Below are 17,854 nucleotides of genomic sequence, written 5' to 3'. Positions count from 1 at the left end.
CAGATAAAGCCTTGGCTATGCTTTAAGGGAGAGGTTTTTCCCTGAGGGTGGGATGGCGCAGAAGAGGACGCTTACGGGCTGCGTTGTTCAGGTCAAAAAAAGTCGCTACAGGTACTGGAAACAGCGGCACCTATAACAGGATGAATAGCATGTCCGATCGTATTGAGAAAGACGTGATTAATGCCCTTATTGCTGGCCATTTTGCGGATCCGTTTTCCGTGCTTGGCATGCATTGCACCGATGCGGGACTGGAAGTCCGGGCCCTGTTACCTGACGCCACCGAGGTGTGGGTTGTCGAACCGAAAACCGGACGCAAGATAGGGCAGCTCGACTGCCTTGATTCGCGCGGTTTCTTCTGCGGCGTCATGCCGCGCCGTAAAAACACCTTCCGCTACCAACTGGCTGTGCTTTGGCACGGGCAGCAAAATCTCATTGATGACCCGTACAGTTTCGGCCCGCTACTGCAGGAGATGGATGCCTGGCTGCTGTCGGAAGGCACGCATTTGCGGCCCTACGAAACATTGGGGGCGCATGCCGCGACGATGGACGGCGTAACCGGTACGCGTTTTTCCGTCTGGGCACCGAATGCACGGCGCGTGTCGGTGGTCGGGCAGTTCAACTACTGGGACGGTCGCCGCCATCCGATGCGCCTGCGGGCGGAGTCGGGCATCTGGGAGCTGTTCATTCCCGGGGCGCATAACGGTCAGCTGTATAAATTCGAAATGATCGATGCCCACGGCGAGTTGCGGATCAAAGCCGACCCGTACGCCTTCGAAGCGCAAATGCGCCCGGAAACGGCGTCGTTGATTTGTGGGTTGCCAGAAAAAATCGAGCAGCCGGAATCCCGCCGGAATGCGAATAATTTTGATGCGCCGATTGCCATTTATGAAGTGCATCTCGGTTCCTGGCGTCGTCACACCGACAACAACTTCTGGCTGAGCTACCGCGAGCTGGCGGACCAGTTGGTGCCGTACGCCAAATGGATGGGCTTCACCCATCTGGAACTGTTACCGATTAACGAGCATCCGTTCGACGGCAGCTGGGGTTATCAGCCCACCGGGTTGTATGCGCCCACGCGTCGATTCGGCACGCGGGAAGATTTCCGCTACTTCATCAACGCGGCGCACAACGCCGGGCTGAACGTCATTCTTGACTGGGTGCCGGGCCATTTCCCATCCGATGATTTTGCGCTGGCGAAATTTGACGGCACCGAGCTGTACGAGCACAGCGATCCGCGCGAAGGCTACCATCAGGACTGGAACACCCTGATATATAACTATGGCCGTCGCGAAGTGCAGAATTTCTTAGTCGGCAACGCGCTGTACTGGATTGAGCGTTTCGGCATTGATGCTCTGCGCGTCGACGCCGTCGCCTCGATGATTTACCGTGACTACAGCCGAAAAGCGGGCGAATGGGTGCCGAACGAACACGGCGGGCGCGAAAACCTCGAAGCCATCGAATTCTTGCGCAGCACCAACCGCATTCTCGGGGAACAGGTGCCGGGCGCGGTGAGCATGGCAGAAGAGTCCACCGACTTTGCGGGTGTCTCACGTCCACCGGACATGGGCGGGCTGGGTTTCTGGTACAAATGGAACCTGGGCTGGATGCACGACACCCTCGACTACATGAAGCTCGACCCGGTATACCGCAAACATCATCACGACAAACTGACCTTCGGCATGTTGTACAACGGCACCGAAAACTTCGTGCTGCCGCTGTCGCACGACGAAGTGGTCCACGGTAAAAAATCGATTCTCGACCGCATGCCGGGCGACGCGTGGCAGAAGTTTGCCAACCTGCGCGCCTACTACGGCTGGCTGTACGCTTTCCCGGGTAAAAAGCTGCTGTTTATGGGTAATGAGTTTGCTCAGGGGCGTGAATGGAATCACGACGCCAGTCTCGACTGGCATCTGCTGAGCGGCGGCGACAACTGGCATCACGGCGTGCAGCGGCTGGTGCGCGACCTCAACCTGACCTATCGCCATCACAAGGCGATGCATGAACGGGATTACGACAGCTACGGCTTTGAATGGCTGGTGGTGGACGACCACGAGCGCTCGGTGTTTGTGTTCGTGCGCCGTGACCGGCAGGGCAACGAAATCATCGTCGCCAGCAACTTCACCCCGGTTCCGCGCCACGAATACCGGTTTGGCATCAACCAGCCAGGGCGCTGGCGCGAAGTGATGAACACCGATTCGATGCACTATCACGGCAGCAATGCAGGGAATGCGGGCGGCGTTCATAGCGATGAGATTACCAGCCATAACCGTCAGCACTCGCTATCACTGACGCTGCCGCCGCTGTCGACTATCTGGCTGGTGCGGGAGGGGGAATGACTAAGCTCACGGCGGGGAAACCGGCGCCGCTTGGCGCACGTTACGACGGCAACGGCGTGAACTTCACGCTTTTCTCCGCGCATGCTCAGCGGGTTGAGCTCTGTGTGTTTGACGAGGATGGAAACGAGCGGCGTGAGGATTTACCGGGCCGTGATGGCGACGTGTGGCACGGTTACCTGGCCGATGGGCATCCGGGGCTGCGTTACGGTTTCCGCATTCACGGGCCGTGGGAGCCGTTGCAGGGGCACCGTTTTAACCCGGCGAAGCTGCTGCTGGATCCGTGCGCGCATCGCGTTGACGGTGAAGCCACGGACGATCCGCTGTTACACGGCGGACACGACAGCCCGGACAGCAGAGACAGCGCCGCAGTTGCGCCGCGATCGGTGGTGGTGGATTTGCACTACGACTGGGGCCACGACGTGTTCCCGCGCACGCCGTGGGGCAAGACTATTATCTACGAAGCGCACGTTAAAGGGCTGACGTATTTACACCCCGGTATTCCGAAAGATCTCGCGGGCACCTACGGCGCGCTCGCCCATCCGCTGATGATTGCCTACTTCAAAAAACTCGGTATCACCACGCTGGAGCTGCTGCCGGTGGCGCATTTCGCCAGCGAACCGCGTCTGCAACGGCTGGGGCTGTCGAATTACTGGGGCTACAACCCGTTGGCGATGTTCGCCGTTGACCCGCGCTATGCGATGTCGGCGAAGAACGCACTGAACGAATTTCGTGATGCGGTTAAAGCGCTGCACGCTGCGGGCATTGAAGTGATTCTCGATATTGTGCTGAACCACAGCGCGGAGATCGATCTCGACGGCCCGACCTTCTCCCTGCGCGGAATCGACAACCGTAGCTATTATTGGATAAGGGACGATGGCGATTACCACAACTGGACCGGCTGCGGAAACACGCTGAATCTCAGCACGCCGGGCTCGGTGGAATATGCGCGCCAGTGCCTGCGTTTTTGGGTCGATGAGTGTCACGTCGACGGTTTCCGTTTCGATCTCGCCTCGGTGATGGGCAGAACGCCCGAGTTTCGACAGGATGCGCCGCTGTTTGAGGCGATCAAAAACGATCCGCATTTGAGCGCGGTGAAGCTGATTGCTGAGCCGTGGGATATCGGTGACGGTGGTTACCAGGTGGGCAACTTCCCTCCGCTGTTTGCCGAATGGAACGATCATTTCCGGGATGCGACCCGGCGCTTTTGGTTACAGCAAAACCTGTCGCTTGGCGAGTTCGCCAGCCGCTTTGCCGCCTCCAGCGACGTGTTCCAGCGTAATGGTCGTCTGCCGTCCGCCTCGGTCAACCTGGTGACGGCGCATGATGGTTTCACCCTGCGCGACTGCGTCTGTTTCAATCAGAAACACAATGAGGCAAACGGTGAAGAAAACCGCGACGGGACCAACAATAACCATAGCTTTAACCATGGTATAGAAGGGTTAGACGGCAGTCTCGATGTAATTGAGCGGCGACGCGCCAGCGTCCATGCCCTGATGGCCTCACTGCTCTTATCACAAGGGACACCGATGATACTGGCCGGGGATGAACACGGTCATAGCCAGCACGGTAACAACAACGCGTACTGTCAGGACAACGCCTTAACCTGGCTGGACTGGGAAAAGGCTAACGCTGGCATGACGAAATTCACTGCTGCACTCATTCACCTGCGTCAGAAAATCCCGGCGCTGACTGACGATCGTTGGTGGCAGGAGGGCGATGGCAGCGTTCGCTGGCTTAACAAGGACGCGCAGCCGCTGAGTGCGGATGAGTGGCAGCACGGTATTCCGCGGATGCAAATCCTGCTTTCGCAGAACTGGCTGATTACGCTCAACGCGTCGCAGGACGTTGCAGATATTGCATTACCGACAGGGGAGTGGCGCGCCATTCCTCCATTCGCCGGAGAGGATAATCCGGTCATCCTGGCTGTCTGGCATGGGCCCGCGCACGGAGTGTGCGTATTCGAAAAGGTCCGCTCGGACGTGTAGCGAGCGAGAAAAGGAGTTAATCATGGTTAGACTTGAAAATAACGATCCTCTGATGTTAGCGCGTCAATTGCCGATCAAATCGGTGGCGCTGATCCTCGCCGGTGGGCGCGGAACCCGACTCAAAGACCTGACGACGACTCGCGCCAAACCTGCGGTGCACTTCGGCGGTAAGTTCCGCATCATCGACTTCGCCCTCTCTAACTGTATTAATTCCGGTATTCGCCGCATCGGCGTGATTACCCAATACCAGTCGCACACGCTGGTGCAGCATATTCAGCGCGGCTGGTCGTTTTTCAGCGAAGAAATGAACGAGTTTGTCGACCTGCTTCCTGCTCAACAGCGCGTCAGCGGTGAAAACTGGTATCGCGGTACGGCAGATGCGGTCACCCAAAACCTCGACGTCATTCGCCGCTACAAAGCCGAATTCATCGTCATCCTCGCGGGCGACCATATCTACAAGCAGGACTACTCGCGGATGCTCATCGACCATGTCGAAAAAGGCGCACGTTGCACCGTGGGCTGTATTCCGGTGCCCATTGTTGAGGCAACGGCGTTTGGCGTGATGGCGGTGGATAACGGAGACAAGATTATCGACTTCGTTGAAAAACCCGCTAAACCGCCGACCATGCCGGGTGATGACACCAAAGCTCTCGCCAGCATGGGCATCTATATCTTTGATGCTGATTACCTTTATGAGCTGCTGGAAGATGACGACAAAGAAGCCAACTCCAGCCATGACTTCGGCAAAGATATCATCCCGAAAATCGTCAAAGCTGGCATGGCATATGCACATCCTTTCCCGTTGTCATGCGTGCAATCAGACCCGGATGCCGAACCGTACTGGCGCGATGTAGGGACCCTGGAAGCGTACTGGAAAGCCAACCTCGACCTCGCGTCGGTGACGCCTGAACTCGATATGTACGACCAGAACTGGCCGATTCGCACTCACATGGAATCTCTGCCGCCGGCGAAATTCGTGCAGGACCGTTCCGGCAGTCACGGAATGACGCTGAACTCGCTGGTGTCGGGCGGCTGCATTATCTCCGGTTCGGTGGTGGTGCAGTCGGTGCTGTTTCCACGCGTTCGGATCAACTCGTTTTGTAATATTGATTCGGCAGTCTTATTGCCGGATGTCTGGGTCGGGCGCTCGTGTCGCTTGCGCCGCTGCGTTATCGATCGTGCCTGCGTGATACCCGAAGGTATGGTCATTGGAGAGAATGCGGAAGAAGACGCTCGTCGTTTCTACCGTTCCGAGGAAGGTATTGTGCTGGTCACGCGTGAAATGCTGCGCAAACTGCAGGGCTGACAGGAGCGATAATGCAGGTTTTACATGTATGTTCAGAGATGTTCCCGCTGTTGAAAACCGGCGGTCTGGCGGATGTGATTGGCGCGTTACCTGCGGCCCAAATAGCCGATGGCGTGGATACACGCGTTTTGCTGCCAGCCTTTCCGGATCTTCTTCGCGGCGTGACGGATGCCCAGGTTGTGGCCCGTCGCGATACCTTTGCCGGACCGATTTCGCTGTTGTTCGGCCACTATAACGGCGTGGGCGTCTATCTGATTGATGCCCCGCACCTTTACGCGCGTCCGGGGAGTCCGTACCACGACACCAATCAGTTTGCGTACACCGATAACGTGCTGCGTTTTGCGTTGCTCGGGTGGGTGGGCTGCGAAATGGCCTGCGGACTGGACCCGTTCTGGCGGGCTGAAATTGTCCATGCGCACGACTGGCATGCGGGGCTGGTTCCGGCCTATCTGGCCGCGCGGGGCCATCCAGCAAAGTCCATCTTTACGGTGCACAACCTGGCCTACCAGGGGATGTTCTACGCGCATCATATGAATGAAATTGACCTGCCGTGGTCGTTCTACAACATGCACGGACTGGAGTTTAACGGCCAGATTTCGTTCCTGAAGGCCGGGCTGTTCTACGCCGATCACATCACGGCGGTGAGCCCGACCTATGCACGCGAAATTACCGAGCCGCAGTTTGCTTACGGCATGGAAGGGCTGCTGCGTCAGCGTCATCAGGAAGGCCGGCTGTCCGGCATTCTGAACGGCGTCGACCCGAAAATATGGAGCCCGGAAAACGACTTGCTGCTGACGGCGCGTTACAACCGTGATCAGCTTGAGGAAAAAGCAGAGAACAAGCGCCAGCTGCAAATTGCGATGGGGCTAAAAGTGAATGACAAGGTGCCGCTGTTTGCGGTGGTCAGCCGCCTGACCAGTCAGAAAGGGCTGGATTTGGTGCTGGAAGCGCTGCCGGGTTTACTCGAGCAGGGCGGCCAGTTGGCGCTGCTGGGCGCGGGCGATCCGGTGTTGCAGGAAGGTTTTCTCGCCGCTGCCGCTGAGCATCCGGGGCAGGTGGGCGTGCAGATTGGTTATCACGAAGCGTTCTCGCACCGCATCATGGGTGGGGCGGATGTGATTCTGGTGCCGAGCCGCTTTGAGCCCTGCGGGCTAACACAGCTTTATGGCCTGAAATACGGCACGCTGCCGTTGGTCAGACGCACCGGGGGCCTGGCAGACACCGTGTCCGACAGCTCCCTGGAAAACCTGGCGGACGGCATCGCCAGTGGTTTCGTCTTTGAAGACAGTAATGCCTGGTCGCTGCTAAGGGCTATCCGGCGTGCTTTCGTGTTGTGGTCGCGCCCTTCGCTCTGGCGATACGTTCAGCGTCAGGCGATGAGCATGGATTTTAGCTGGCAAGTCGCGGCGACGTCTTACCGCGAGCTTTATCAACGCTTGATGTAATCACAGGAACCATCGCTATGAATGCACCGATTACCTATGCTTCCCCCACACTCAGCGTTGAGGCATTGAAACACTCGATTGCCTACAAGCTGATGTTTACCGTCGGGAAAGATCCGGCTATCGCCAATAAACACGAATGGCTGAACGCGACGCTGTTTGCCGTGCGTGACCGCCTCGTCGAACGCTGGCTGCGCTCCAACCGCGCGCAGCTGTCCCAGGAAGTGAAGCAGGTTTACTACCTGTCGATGGAATTTTTGATTGGCCGCACCCTTTCCAATGCGTTGTTATCGCTCGGTATTTATGACGATGTCAAAAACGCGCTGGAAGGGATGGGGCTTGACCTCGAAGAGCTGATTGGCGAAGAGAATGACCCCGGCCTCGGTAACGGCGGTCTTGGCCGACTGGCGGCCTGTTTCCTCGATTCGCTGGCAACGCTCGGCCTGCCTGGCCGTGGTTACGGTATTCGCTACGACTACGGGATGTTCAAACAAAACATTGTCGACGGTCGGCAAAAAGAGTCCCCGGACTACTGGCTGGAATACGGCAACCCGTGGGAATTCAAGCGCCACAACACCCGTTATGCGGTGCGTTTCGGCGGCCGTATTCAGCAGGAAGGTAAAAAATCGCGCTGGGTCGAAACCGAAGAAATCCTGGCGGTCGCGTACGATCAAATTATTCCAGGCTATGACACCGATGCCACCAATACGCTGCGTCTATGGAACGCGCAGGCCAGCAGTGAAATTAACCTCGGTAAATTCAACCAGGGCGACTACTTCGCGGCGGTGGAAGATAAAAACCATTCCGAGAACGTATCCCGTGTTTTGTACCCGGATGATTCCACCTATTCCGGGCGCGAGCTGCGTCTGCGACAGGAGTATTTCCTCGTCTCGGCAACGGTGCAGGACATTCTGAGCCGTCACTATCAGCTGCATAAAACGTACAGCAATTTGGCGGGCAAAATTGCGATTCACCTTAACGATACGCACCCGGTGCTGTCGATCCCCGAGCTGATGCGCCTGCTTATCGACGAACACAAATTCACGTGGGATGAAGCATTCGAGGTGACCTGCCAGGTCTTCTCTTATACCAACCACACGCTGATGAGCGAAGCGCTGGAAACCTGGCCTGTGGATATGCTGGGCAAAATTCTGCCGCGTCATCTGCAAATCATCTTCGAGATTAACGACTATTTCCTGAAAACATTGCAGGAACAGTATCCGAACGACACCGGCTTGCTGAGCCGTACTTCAATCATCGACGAATCCGATGGTCGCCGCGTGCGCATGGCGTGGCTGGCAGTGGTTATCAGCCACAAGGTCAACGGCGTGTCGGAACTGCACTCCAACCTGATGGTGCAGTCGCTGTTTGCTGATTTCGCCAGTATTTTCCCGATGCGCTTTACCAACGTCACCAACGGCGTCACGCCGCGGCGCTGGCTGGCGCTGGCGAACCCGCCGCTATCCGAAGTGCTGGATGAAAACATTGGGCGTACCTGGCGCACCGATCTCAGCCAGCTCAGCGAACTGGAACAGCATTTGGATTATCCGTTGGTGAATCAGGCGGTGCATCACGCCAAGCTTGAGAACAAAAAGCGACTGGCGGACGTTATCGCTCAGCAGCTGAACGTGGTCGTCAATCCTAAGGCGTTGTTTGACGTACAGATTAAGCGCATTCACGAGTACAAGCGCCAACTGATGAACGTGATGCATGTGATAACCCGCTACAACCGTATCAAGGCCGATCCGAGCGCAGAGTGGGTGCCTCGCGTGAATATCTTCGCCGGGAAGGCCGCATCGGCGTATTACATGGCGAAGCACATCATTCATCTCATCAACGATGTGGCGAAGGTGATTAACAACGATCCGCAGATTGGCGACAAACTGAAAATCGTGTTTATCCCGAACTACAGCGTCAGCCTGGCGCAGGTGATCATTCCGGCGGCAGATCTTTCTGAACAGATTTCACTGGCCGGAACCGAGGCGTCGGGGACCAGTAACATGAAGTTTGCTCTCAACGGCGCACTGACCATCGGCACGCTGGACGGCGCCAACGTCGAAATGCTGGAGCACGTGGGTGCAGAGAATATCTTCATCTTTGGCAATACCGCCGAAGAAGTCGAAGCGCTACGCGCCAAAGGCTATAAGCCGCGTGATTACTACGACAAAGACGAAGAGTTGCATCAGGTGCTGACGCAAATCGCTACCGGCTTGTTCAGCCCTGAAGAGCCTGGGCGCTACCGTGACCTGGTGGATTCGCTGATTAACTTTGGTGACCACTACCAGGTACTGGCGGATTACCGTAGCTACGTGGACTGTCAGGACAGCGTGGATGAGCTGTATCGCAAACCGGAAGAGTGGACCAACAAAGCGATGCGCAACATCGCCAACATGGGCTACTTCTCGTCAGACAGAACGATTCAGGAGTACGCGGAACACATCTGGCACATCGATCCGGTACGGCTGTAGACTAAACCCCCCGGAAAACGGGGGGCAACTATGCAGATTTATTCTCTAATTCTTGAGCTCCTTAAATTCATATTCTCCTTCCCATGCATTAAAAAATTGTGGAAAAGCGATTTGTGGGCGAAAGAAAATATTTATCAGTAAATTTAATTCATTGTCTTTACGTATGGCTAAAAGTTTGCGTTGATCGTCTGGTGGGAGCGTCCGGATTGCAAGGATTACACTGCAGGTAATATAATTGTTGATATTCCCCACGGCGATAACATCGACAGGCATATATCTTCTTCGAATCCTTCTTATTGCAGGTTCTGAGAGGGTTATCGCTGATTCTGAGAGCGCTAATCTCTTGATGGTTTCCTCTGGACGGTTTATATTTTTAAAAAGATCATTCAGTATGATCAATGTGTTTTTGAATCTGCAATCATTGGTGACAGGAGTACGAAAAACTCGGCGACCAAATCGACTACTCGGTTTCTGAGTCTGTGTACCACATTCCAGCGAGAAAAAAACAAAGTCATCATTGCCAAAGCATGTTGAGTTCTGCTCTCTGGAACTTTCTACTTGTGGGTTTGTATTTATTGGAAGACCTGTTTTTCTAATGACATGTAGTGATTTTAGTTGAAGTTTTGGCGAGTTTTCTTTCCTCTCCTTGTTTGACATTTCTACACTTCTGGTTTTGGTTATATGAGTGCAAAATAAGGTAATACTCATCATGTTTTTGTAAAACGCAGATTCCTCCGGCGTTATGGAGGTTATCGTTTTTCCATAAGCGATTGTGTAATTTATTTTCGCTTTTGAATAAAGAGAGTGTGCCAGGGTTCCTACTGAATCTTTAATGCGTTGAGTGCGTTGTGACATCATTTTAAATCTAGCAAGCGCTTCATTATGTTGATCTGTTAATTCTTTTTGCCAGGCAATGCCATTCTCGTTCATTCGTGATACAGACTTAATGAGAAGCTTGTTCTTGTAGTTATTGGCTATGCGATTAACAACGAAGAGTAATAATTCTTTTTCACGCTCACTATATGCTTCAATGTCTAACATTATTGTACCCTCGATTGTGCAACAAATAGTTGCACGGAGTACCACAGATATTATTCCTTCACAGCTTAATAAGTTATTTAAGAATCAAGTTGTGAATAAGGCGGAGGTATTCAAGTCAAGAGGGCGTTATTACGTAAAATGCCAGGGTGAGGCATTTCATTGATAGCACATCCCCTGAGGACAGGAGATGTGCAGACATCGCTACGATGCTAACGACAGTTCACGCTTTCCCGCGTGTTGTACCAACCACTGTGCGACGCGAGATTGTTCTTCAGCATTGAGCCACATGCCCTGTTTGGTGCGGCGCCAGATGGCGTCGTCCAGGCGGCGGACCCACTCGTGTTCCACCAGATAGCGCAGTTCAGCTTCGTAAAACTCATGCCCGAAGTGCTCGCCTAAATCGGCAATCTCTTTTGCCTCGCCGAGGATCCACTCGCTGTTGCTGCCATAGGTGCGCGCGAAATGACGCGCCATCCCTTCACTGATAAACGGATAACGACGGCGCAGCTTCGCGGCGTAATCGTCCCGGTCATCGCCAATCTCACCGCCGGGCAGAATGGAGCCTTTGGTCCACGCCGGGCCGATGCCTTTGTAGTACGGCGTCAGTTTTTCCAGCGCGTGCTCTGCCAGCTTACGATAGGTCGTCAGTTTGCCGCCGAACACCGACAGCAGCGGCGCCTGGCCATTCACATCATGAATATCGAGCGTGTAATCGCGGGTGATTGCCTGCGGAGAATCTGACTCATCGTCGCAAAGCGGGCGCACGCCGGAATAGGTCCAGGCAATATCGTCCCGGCTGAGCTGTTTCTTAAAGTGCGCATTGTGCACTTTCAGCAGATAGTTGATTTCGCTCTCTTCGATTTCAACGTTTTTAGGATCGCCTTTGTACTCCACGTCGGTGGTGCCGATGATGGAAAACTCGTCCATCCACGGGATCACAAACACGATGCGCTTATCTTCGTTTTGCAGGATGTAGGCCTGCTTCTGAGTATGCACGCGCGGCACCACGATGTGGCTGCCTTTAATCAGGCGAATGCCGTACGGCGACGGCAGATGCATTCCGTCATCAAAGAACTGTTTCACCCACGGACCGGTGGCGTTCACCAGGCCACGCGCCTGCCAGCTGAACGTCTCGCCGGTATCGATATCTTCCGCTTCGACAATCCACAGACCGTTTTCACGGCGCGCAGACGTGGCACGGGTGCGGGTCAGTACTTCGCCGCCTTTCTTTACCACCATCTGGGCGTTGGCGAGCACCAGACGCGCATCGTCGACCCAGCAGTCGGAATATTCGAAACCGCGCACGATTTCCGGCTTCAACACCGACTCTGCGCCAAAACGCAATCCGGTTGAGCTCGGCAGGCTGGTGCGTTTACCGAGGTTATCGTACATGAACAGGCCGATGCGGATCATCCACGCTGGACGCAGGTGCGGGCGGTGCGGTAAACGAAAACGCATTGGGAAGGCGATGTGCGGGGCCATTTTCAGCAGCACTTCACGTTCGGCCAGTGCTTCGCTCACCAGGCGGAATTCGTAGTGTTCCAGGTAGCGCAGCCCGCCATGAATCAATTTGGAGCTGGCGCTCGAGGTGGCACAGGCTAAATCCTGCGCTTCCAGCATCAGCACGGACAAACCACGCCCTGCGGCGTCTGCCGCGATACCGGCACCGTTGATGCCACCGCCTATCACAATCAGATCTTTGGTTTCCATGCTGCGCCCTCGTACACTTTCGTTAAAGTTCATTAATGTTCGTTATCGCTCATATTAGCAAACAAACGCGCAGTTGGTAACATCAAAAAAACATTTCAGAGTGATGCATGTAACAAATTAGCGTTTCCCTGCCGTCACAAAGTACACTTGGCGGTAAACTTCTCCTCCCGGAATGAATGAAAGAGAGCACCATGGATCAATTTGAATGTATTAACGTAGAAGAAGCCCATCAGAAGCTGCATCAGGGACTGGCGGTGATGGTGGATATTCGCGATCCGCAGAGCTACGCGATGGGCCATACCCCGGGCGCGTTTCATCTGACCAACGACACGCTCGGCGCGTTTATGCAGAATAACGATTTCGAAACGTCGGTGATGGTGATGTGCTATCACGGCAACAGCAGCAAAGGTGCGGCGCAGTATCTGCTGCAACAGGGTTTTGACCAGGTCTACAGCGTGGACGGCGGCTTTGACGCCTGGCATCGCCATTTTCCCGCTGAAGTGGCACACGGTAACTGAGCGGGTATACTGTCCTCTTTTGTGTGGAATAAGCGACGCCCCGTATGTTGATGATTACCTCCTTTACTAACCCGCGCGTCGCCCAGGCGTTTGTGGACTACATGGCTACCCAGGGTATTGTGCTGACGGTTCAACAGCACACCCAAACCGACGTCTGGCTGGCTGACGAAAGCCAGGCTGCGCGGGTGCAAAACGAACTGGCTCGTTTTCTGGAAAACCCGGCCGACCCCCGTTATCTGGCGGCAAGCTGGGAATCCGGGCATACCAACAGCGGGCTGCACTACAATCGCTTTCCTTTTATCGCCACCCTGAAAAGCAATGCCGGGTGGTTGACCTGGCTCATTATGTGCGCCTGCATTCTGGTGTTTATTGTGATGAATGTGGTGGGCGACCAGGCGGTCATGTTGTGGCTGGCGTGGCCGTACGATCCCTCACAGCAGTTCGAGCTGTGGCGCTATTTTACCCACGCGTTTATGCACTTCTCGGTGATGCATATCCTCTTCAACCTGTTATGGTGGTGGTATCTCGGCGGGATGGTGGAAAAGCGCATCGGCAGTGGAAAACTGCTGGTGATAACGGTAATCAGCGCCCTGTTAAGCGGCTTCATTCAGCATAAATTCAGCGGCCCTTGGTTCGGCGGTTTATCTGGCGTGGTGTATGCGCTGATGGGGTATGCCTGGCTGCGCGGTGAGCGCGACCCGGAAAGCGGAATTTATCTTCAGCGCGGGCTGATTATCTTTTCGGTTCTGTGGCTGATCGTGGGCTGGTTGGATCTTTTCGGTATGTCGATTGCCAATGGCGCGCACGTAACGGGCCTGGCAGTAGGGCTGGCGATGGCGTTTGCCGATACGCAGAATGTGCGAAAACGAACATAATAATTCCTGGGATCTTGCATGAAACAAACACAACGTCATGACGCGATTATCGAGCTGGTAAAGAAACAGGGTTATGTCAGTACGGAAGAGTTAGTCGAGCAGTTTGCCGTCAGCCCGCAGACGATTCGTCGCGATCTCAATGACCTGGCGGAGCAGAAGATGATCCTGCGCCACCACGGTGGGGCGGCCTTGCCGTCCAGCGCGGTGAACACGTCATGGCAGGACCGACGCGCCACGCAGGCGGCGGAAAAAGAGCGTATTGCCCGCAAAGTGGCGAGCCAAATCCCTAACGGTGCGGCGCTGTTTATTGATATCGGCACGACGCCAGAAGCCGTGGCTCATGCGCTGATGGAACATTCAGACCTGCGCATCGTGACCAACAACCTTAACGTCGCGAATACGTTGATGGTGAAAGAGGATTTCCGCGTGATCCTGGCCGGCGGTGAATTACGCAGCCGCGACGGCGGTATCATCGGCGAGGCGACCCTCGATTTCATCTCCCAGTTCCGCCTGGATTACGGCATTCTCGGCATCAGCGGGATCGACAGCGACGGTTCGCTGCTGGAGTTTGATTATCACGAAGTGCGCACCAAGCGCGCGATCATTGAGAACTCGCGTCATGTGATGCTGGTGGTGGATCACTCGAAGTTTGGCCGTAATGCGATGGTAAATATGGGCAGCATCAGTCTGGTTGATGCGGTCTACACCGACGTAATGCCGCCAGCGGGTGTGATGCAGGTGATTGTTGATAATAATATTCAGCTGGAGCTGTGCTGATATTAGCGGTGAGCCGCTTGCTTTCTGTCAGTGCAGTATAAAATCTAGTGTGGAATTGTTCCGTTCACCAGATGTTCAGCAGGTTCCGCAACCCGAGCCGAACGTGAACGGGATAAGGGGAACACCACGTTCCCCTTATCAATCCCCGTGGCCCCTCCAGGGAGAGGGGCGGGGGATAGCGCATCACGCCGCAGAAATATACCCCATCATTTTCAACAGCTTCTGCGCATGCTGCACCGCATCCTGGCGATGCGCCACGCCGAGCTTCTGATATAAATTACGGATATGCGTCTTAATCGTGGTCGCCGCCACGTCAAGCTCACCGGCTATCTGGTCATTGCTGTAACCTGAATAAATCAGACCTAACACTTGCCATTCGCGCTGGGTCAGCGGGCTGGTGCGGATAAGCTCCGGCACTTCCGGGTGAGTCAGCAAACGTTCCACGAAGTTCTCATCAAAATGTGCAAACTTGTGGCGATGGTGCTGATTAATTTCACGCAAAATTCGCTGGGCGCGATGCTGTTCAAGCTCCGGCAGCATATTGAGTTGCAGCAGCTGACGCAGCTGTTGCGCCATCGCTTCACCTTCAATCACGAAATGACTGATAAACCCCGTGCGGTTGGACAGCGTCAGGGCTTCCATCAACACGCGCTGAGCGTCATTTTTCTTATTCGACAGCCAGTACAGCTGGTTGAGCAACAGCAGGTTGCGGTTGAGATCGCTCATCAGACGCAGGGTCCGCGCGTTCTCGTTGAGTTCTTCCAGCACCATTTCCGCCGAGTCGAATTCGCCAAGCAGGATTTGCGCCCGGGCGATGTTGCGCCATTGGCTTTGCAGGAAATGGTTATTGGCAAAGGCCGGTTTCGGCGTATGGCGCAGCCAGTTGGCCGCTGATTTTTTATCGCCAATCATCTGCCAGTAAATCACCCGGACTTTATCGGCGTTCGATACCCAATCGCTGTGGTACTGCCCGTTGCCGAGCAGGTTTTCAAGGCGATTCAGGTGATTGCGGGCATTGTCCAAATCACCGCGCGCCAGCGAACTTTGCACCAGCAGCGCGAGGCACTGTAATTGTTGTTGTGGCTGATAGGTCGCCAGCACGTCCATTCCGTGACGAGCGCTCTGCTCGGCTTCATCGAGACGTGCCCAGGCCCACAGCAGCTGCGCGCGAATGCGCAACAGGAATTCGTGCATCGGCAGCTGTTCCAGGTGCTGTTCGCGGATCAGCTGGAACGCTTTTTCCTGAGTTTCCCAGGCGGCCTGTAAAAAGCCCTGCGCAAACAGAATCTCACTTTGCTGGATAAGGCTCCACAGCGCGTAATGCCAGACTTCGTGGCGACGTGCCATTTGTTCGGTTTGCTGCATCACTGCCAGCGATTTGCTGAGTTTGCCCTGACAGTGCAGCACTTCCCCGTGAACGGAGGTCGCCACGATGCGGCTGTAGAAGCTCGCCAGCGGCAATTGGTCGAGTGCTACCATTGCCAGGCGTTCGGCTTCGTCCGGATCACCGTCGTTGATCGCCACTTGCGCCCGCAGCGCGTTGAAATCTGCGTGCAGCGTGGCGTCCATTTCGGCACTCATCTCTTCTTCGGCACGGGCGAGCAGGGTGTTCACTTCGCTGTAGCGATGCTGACTCTGCATCAGCCACGCCTGTAGCAGCACCAGGCGCGGATTTTCCAATAGGCTGTCCCATGGCAGAGCGGCCAGGGATTCTTCCAGCAGCGCCAGTTCACTGTGATGGAACAGGCCCCAGGCGTGATTAAGCAGAATATCGCGCAGCATATTGGCATCACCTGCCGACAACGCGTGGTGAATGGCTTCGCTCGGGAAGCCCTGCGCCATCCAGCTTTCCGCCGCGCTGCGGTGAATATCAGGCAGCTCGGTGGCGAGCTCCCACTGACAGCGCTGGCGCAGGAAACTGCCGAACAGCGGGTGGAAGCTAAACCATTCGCCGGTATTGTCCATGCGTTGCAGGAACAAGCCCTGACGTTCAATTTCTTCCAGCCGCATCTGGCCGTTTTCTTCGCCGGTCACACGCACGATCAGCGCATCGTTCATCGAACGCAGCAGCGAGCTTTTCAGCAGAAAATGACGGGTGGTGATGTCGACGTTATCCAGCACTTCATCCACCAGATAATCGGACAAATGACTGGCGTTAATTCCGGCCAGACGGCGCGCGGAATGGTGCGCGGCACTGTTATTCTGTCGTGCTGAGAGGGCGATAAGCTGCAACGCCGTGGCCCAACCGGCAACGTCGTCACACATGCGGCTGCTTTCGGTGGCTTCAATCGGTGAGGTCAGGCGACAGTCGAAAAACTGCTTCGCTTCCTGATGATTGAACGCCAGTTGCTGGCTGCCAATCTCCAGCAGCTGATCGCGCACGCGCAGATTGGCAATGCCGAGCTGCGGTAAATTGCGCGACAGCACCACCAGCGTCATATTTTCCGGCTGATGGCGCAGGAAAAATCGCATCGCGTCGTGAATAACCGGATTGCTTATCAGATGATAATCATCAATGACCAGCAGCAGCGGGCGCAGCCAGGCATTGAGTTCGATAAACAGCTGGGCGAACAGCGAGGTCAGGCTGGCATATTGCCGCTTCTGCACCATGGTTTCGCTGGTCGTGCAATGACCGCCTGTCGCCTGCTGAACGGCGGCAATCAGATAGCTTGCAAAACGTTCTTGCTGGTTGTCTCCGTCATCCAGAGAAAACCAACCGAGATCGCTTTTCCCTGCTGCCCACTGTGAAATGAGAGTGGTTTTCCCGTAACCAGCTGGGCTTGTTACCAGCGCAAGACGGTAATTGTTCGCGCCGGAAAGTTTCGCCAGTAGCCGGTCGCGAACCACGGTGTGTTCAAGACGGACGGGACGACTTAATTTGGACGGAATCAACATAGGTATATCACTTCACTGTGAGAGTAAGAGTTTGTTTTTTTTCGCGCTTCGTAATTAATGTCTACTAAGTTCGGACATATGCTTAATTATTGCAAGTTATGTCCGATTTTAATGCTTATGATTTTGCACTGTGTCACAAATCTTAATGAAGAATAATTATATCGACTGAAACCGGTGCCAGTGCGCGTGGAGACTGGGTTCCTCAGTTTGTTAAAAAGAGGCTAAAACTAATTTGTGTGAATGCGTTTTTCCCCATCCGGATAAATTTAAAGTCACGTTTTATCATTAAATTTGCATTTCGAATGAAGGTGATTTACGGAGTTATTATTACACGTAAGTAATCATTTCCACCCTTACATATAATTTGCAAAACGTCTTTTCACTTTCCAGGTCCCAACGGTGTAAAACTGAGCAGAACCGCTGTAAACGGCTACCGTTATAGTGGCGAAGATCACACTTTTTCGCTCATCCCTGCTACTCCTCCCCGGCTAATGCCCGCCG

At 54.8% G+C, this 17,854-nt stretch carries 11 protein-coding genes; 8 read left to right on the top strand and 3 right to left on the bottom strand.

The features are described from left to right. Positions 1–149: 149 nt before the first annotated feature. Genes glgB through glgP form a run of 5 tightly spaced genes read left to right on the top strand, consistent with a single transcriptional unit; the run spans position 150 to position 9,537 of the window. The gene (gene glgB / locus MUU47_RS13500; RefSeq protein ID WP_258988680.1) at positions 150–2,336 is read left to right on the top strand and encodes a 1,4-alpha-glucan branching enzyme; all 2,187 of its coding nucleotides are present in this window, start codon (positions 150–152) and stop codon (positions 2,334–2,336) included. After that, on the top strand, positions 2,333–4,321 hold the full coding sequence (glgX, locus tag MUU47_RS13495) for a glycogen debranching protein GlgX (RefSeq protein WP_258988679.1): 1,989 nt from the start codon (positions 2,333–2,335) through the stop codon (positions 4,319–4,321). The genes glgB and glgX overlap by 4 nt, the downstream gene beginning before the upstream one ends. 22 nt (positions 4,322–4,343) lie before the next feature. Then, complete coding sequence (gene glgC / locus MUU47_RS13490) at positions 4,344–5,627, top strand: glucose-1-phosphate adenylyltransferase (RefSeq protein ID WP_258988678.1); 1,284 nt, start codon at positions 4,344–4,346, stop codon at positions 5,625–5,627. 11 nt (positions 5,628–5,638) lie between these two features. Next, positions 5,639–7,072 carry a glycogen synthase GlgA gene (gene glgA / locus MUU47_RS13485; protein ID WP_258988677.1) on the top strand — a complete coding sequence of 478 codons (1,434 nt, stop codon included), beginning with the start codon at positions 5,639–5,641 and terminating at the stop codon, positions 7,070–7,072. Between the two features lie 17 nt (positions 7,073–7,089). Then, the gene (gene glgP / locus MUU47_RS13480) at positions 7,090–9,537 is read left to right on the top strand and encodes a glycogen phosphorylase (protein WP_258988675.1); all 2,448 of its coding nucleotides are present in this window, start codon (positions 7,090–7,092) and stop codon (positions 9,535–9,537) included. Positions 9,538–9,582: 45 nt separating this feature from the next. Here glgP and MUU47_RS13475 read toward each other — a convergent pair whose 3' ends face one another. Together MUU47_RS13475 and glpD are read right to left on the bottom strand one after the other, a co-directional pair. Beyond that, on the bottom strand, positions 9,583–10,578 hold the full coding sequence (locus MUU47_RS13475; RefSeq protein WP_258988674.1) for a hypothetical protein: 996 nt from the start codon (positions 10,576–10,578) through the stop codon (positions 9,583–9,585). Between the two features lie 201 nt (positions 10,579–10,779). Continuing rightward, positions 10,780–12,288 (bottom strand): glycerol-3-phosphate dehydrogenase, encoded by a 1,509-nt coding sequence (gene glpD / locus MUU47_RS13470; RefSeq protein ID WP_258988673.1) that lies wholly within the window; start codon positions 12,286–12,288, stop codon positions 10,780–10,782. A gap of 191 nt (positions 12,289–12,479) precedes the next feature. On the opposite strand from glpD, the gene glpE reads away from it, so the two are divergent. From glpE to MUU47_RS13455, 3 genes are read left to right on the top strand one after another with little or no spacing between them, the layout of a single operon-like run. Next, entirely contained in the window at positions 12,480–12,806 is a 327-nt protein-coding gene (glpE, locus tag MUU47_RS13465; protein ID WP_159757563.1) for a thiosulfate sulfurtransferase GlpE, read from the top strand. A 44-nt stretch (positions 12,807–12,850) separates the two neighbouring features. Then, positions 12,851–13,681, top strand: coding sequence for a rhomboid family intramembrane serine protease GlpG (gene glpG, locus MUU47_RS13460; protein ID WP_258988672.1), 831 nt, complete (start codon positions 12,851–12,853; stop codon positions 13,679–13,681). Between the two features lie 18 nt (positions 13,682–13,699). Next, on the top strand, positions 13,700–14,458 hold the full coding sequence (locus MUU47_RS13455) for a DeoR/GlpR family transcriptional regulator (RefSeq protein WP_258988671.1): 759 nt from the start codon (positions 13,700–13,702) through the stop codon (positions 14,456–14,458). A 183-nt stretch (positions 14,459–14,641) separates the two neighbouring features. On the opposite strand, the gene malT is transcribed toward MUU47_RS13455, so the two are convergent. Continuing rightward, complete coding sequence (gene malT, locus MUU47_RS13450; protein ID WP_258988670.1) at positions 14,642–17,353, bottom strand: HTH-type transcriptional regulator MalT; 2,712 nt, start codon at positions 17,351–17,353, stop codon at positions 14,642–14,644. Positions 17,354–17,854: the final 501 nt, after the last annotated feature.

This window comes from Scandinavium hiltneri (genome assembly GCF_024764835.1).
Lineage (GTDB): Bacteria > Pseudomonadota > Gammaproteobacteria > Enterobacterales > Enterobacteriaceae > Scandinavium > Scandinavium hiltneri.
Note: the sequence above shows the minus strand (reverse complement) of the source record. Positions and strands in the feature narration are given on the sequence as shown.

What these genes read in the sequence shown, in the direction of transcription:
- glgP (WP_258988675.1), top strand. Translation starts at nt 7,090, where the DNA reads ATGAATGCACCGATTACCTATGCTTCCCCCACACTCAGCGTTGAGGCA.
- glpE (WP_159757563.1), top strand. Translation starts at nt 12,480, where the DNA reads ATGGATCAATTTGAATGTATTAACGTAGAAGAAGCCCATCAGAAGCTG.
- MUU47_RS13455 (WP_258988671.1), top strand. Translation starts at nt 13,700, where the DNA reads ATGAAACAAACACAACGTCATGACGCGATTATCGAGCTGGTAAAGAAA.
- glgX (WP_258988679.1), top strand. Translation starts at nt 2,333, where the DNA reads ATGACTAAGCTCACGGCGGGGAAACCGGCGCCGCTTGGCGCACGTTAC.
- glgC (WP_258988678.1), top strand. Translation starts at nt 4,344, where the DNA reads ATGGTTAGACTTGAAAATAACGATCCTCTGATGTTAGCGCGTCAATTG.
- glgB (WP_258988680.1), top strand. Translation starts at nt 150, where the DNA reads ATGTCCGATCGTATTGAGAAAGACGTGATTAATGCCCTTATTGCTGGC.
- glpD (WP_258988673.1), bottom strand. Translation starts at nt 12,288, where the DNA reads ATGGAAACCAAAGATCTGATTGTGATAGGCGGTGGCATCAACGGTGCC.
- MUU47_RS13475 (WP_258988674.1), bottom strand. Translation starts at nt 10,578, where the DNA reads ATGTTAGACATTGAAGCATATAGTGAGCGTGAAAAAGAATTATTACTC.
- malT (WP_258988670.1), bottom strand. Translation starts at nt 17,353, where the DNA reads ATGTTGATTCCGTCCAAATTAAGTCGTCCCGTCCGTCTTGAACACACC.
- glpG (WP_258988672.1), top strand. Translation starts at nt 12,851, where the DNA reads ATGTTGATGATTACCTCCTTTACTAACCCGCGCGTCGCCCAGGCGTTT.
- glgA (WP_258988677.1), top strand. Translation starts at nt 5,639, where the DNA reads ATGCAGGTTTTACATGTATGTTCAGAGATGTTCCCGCTGTTGAAAACC.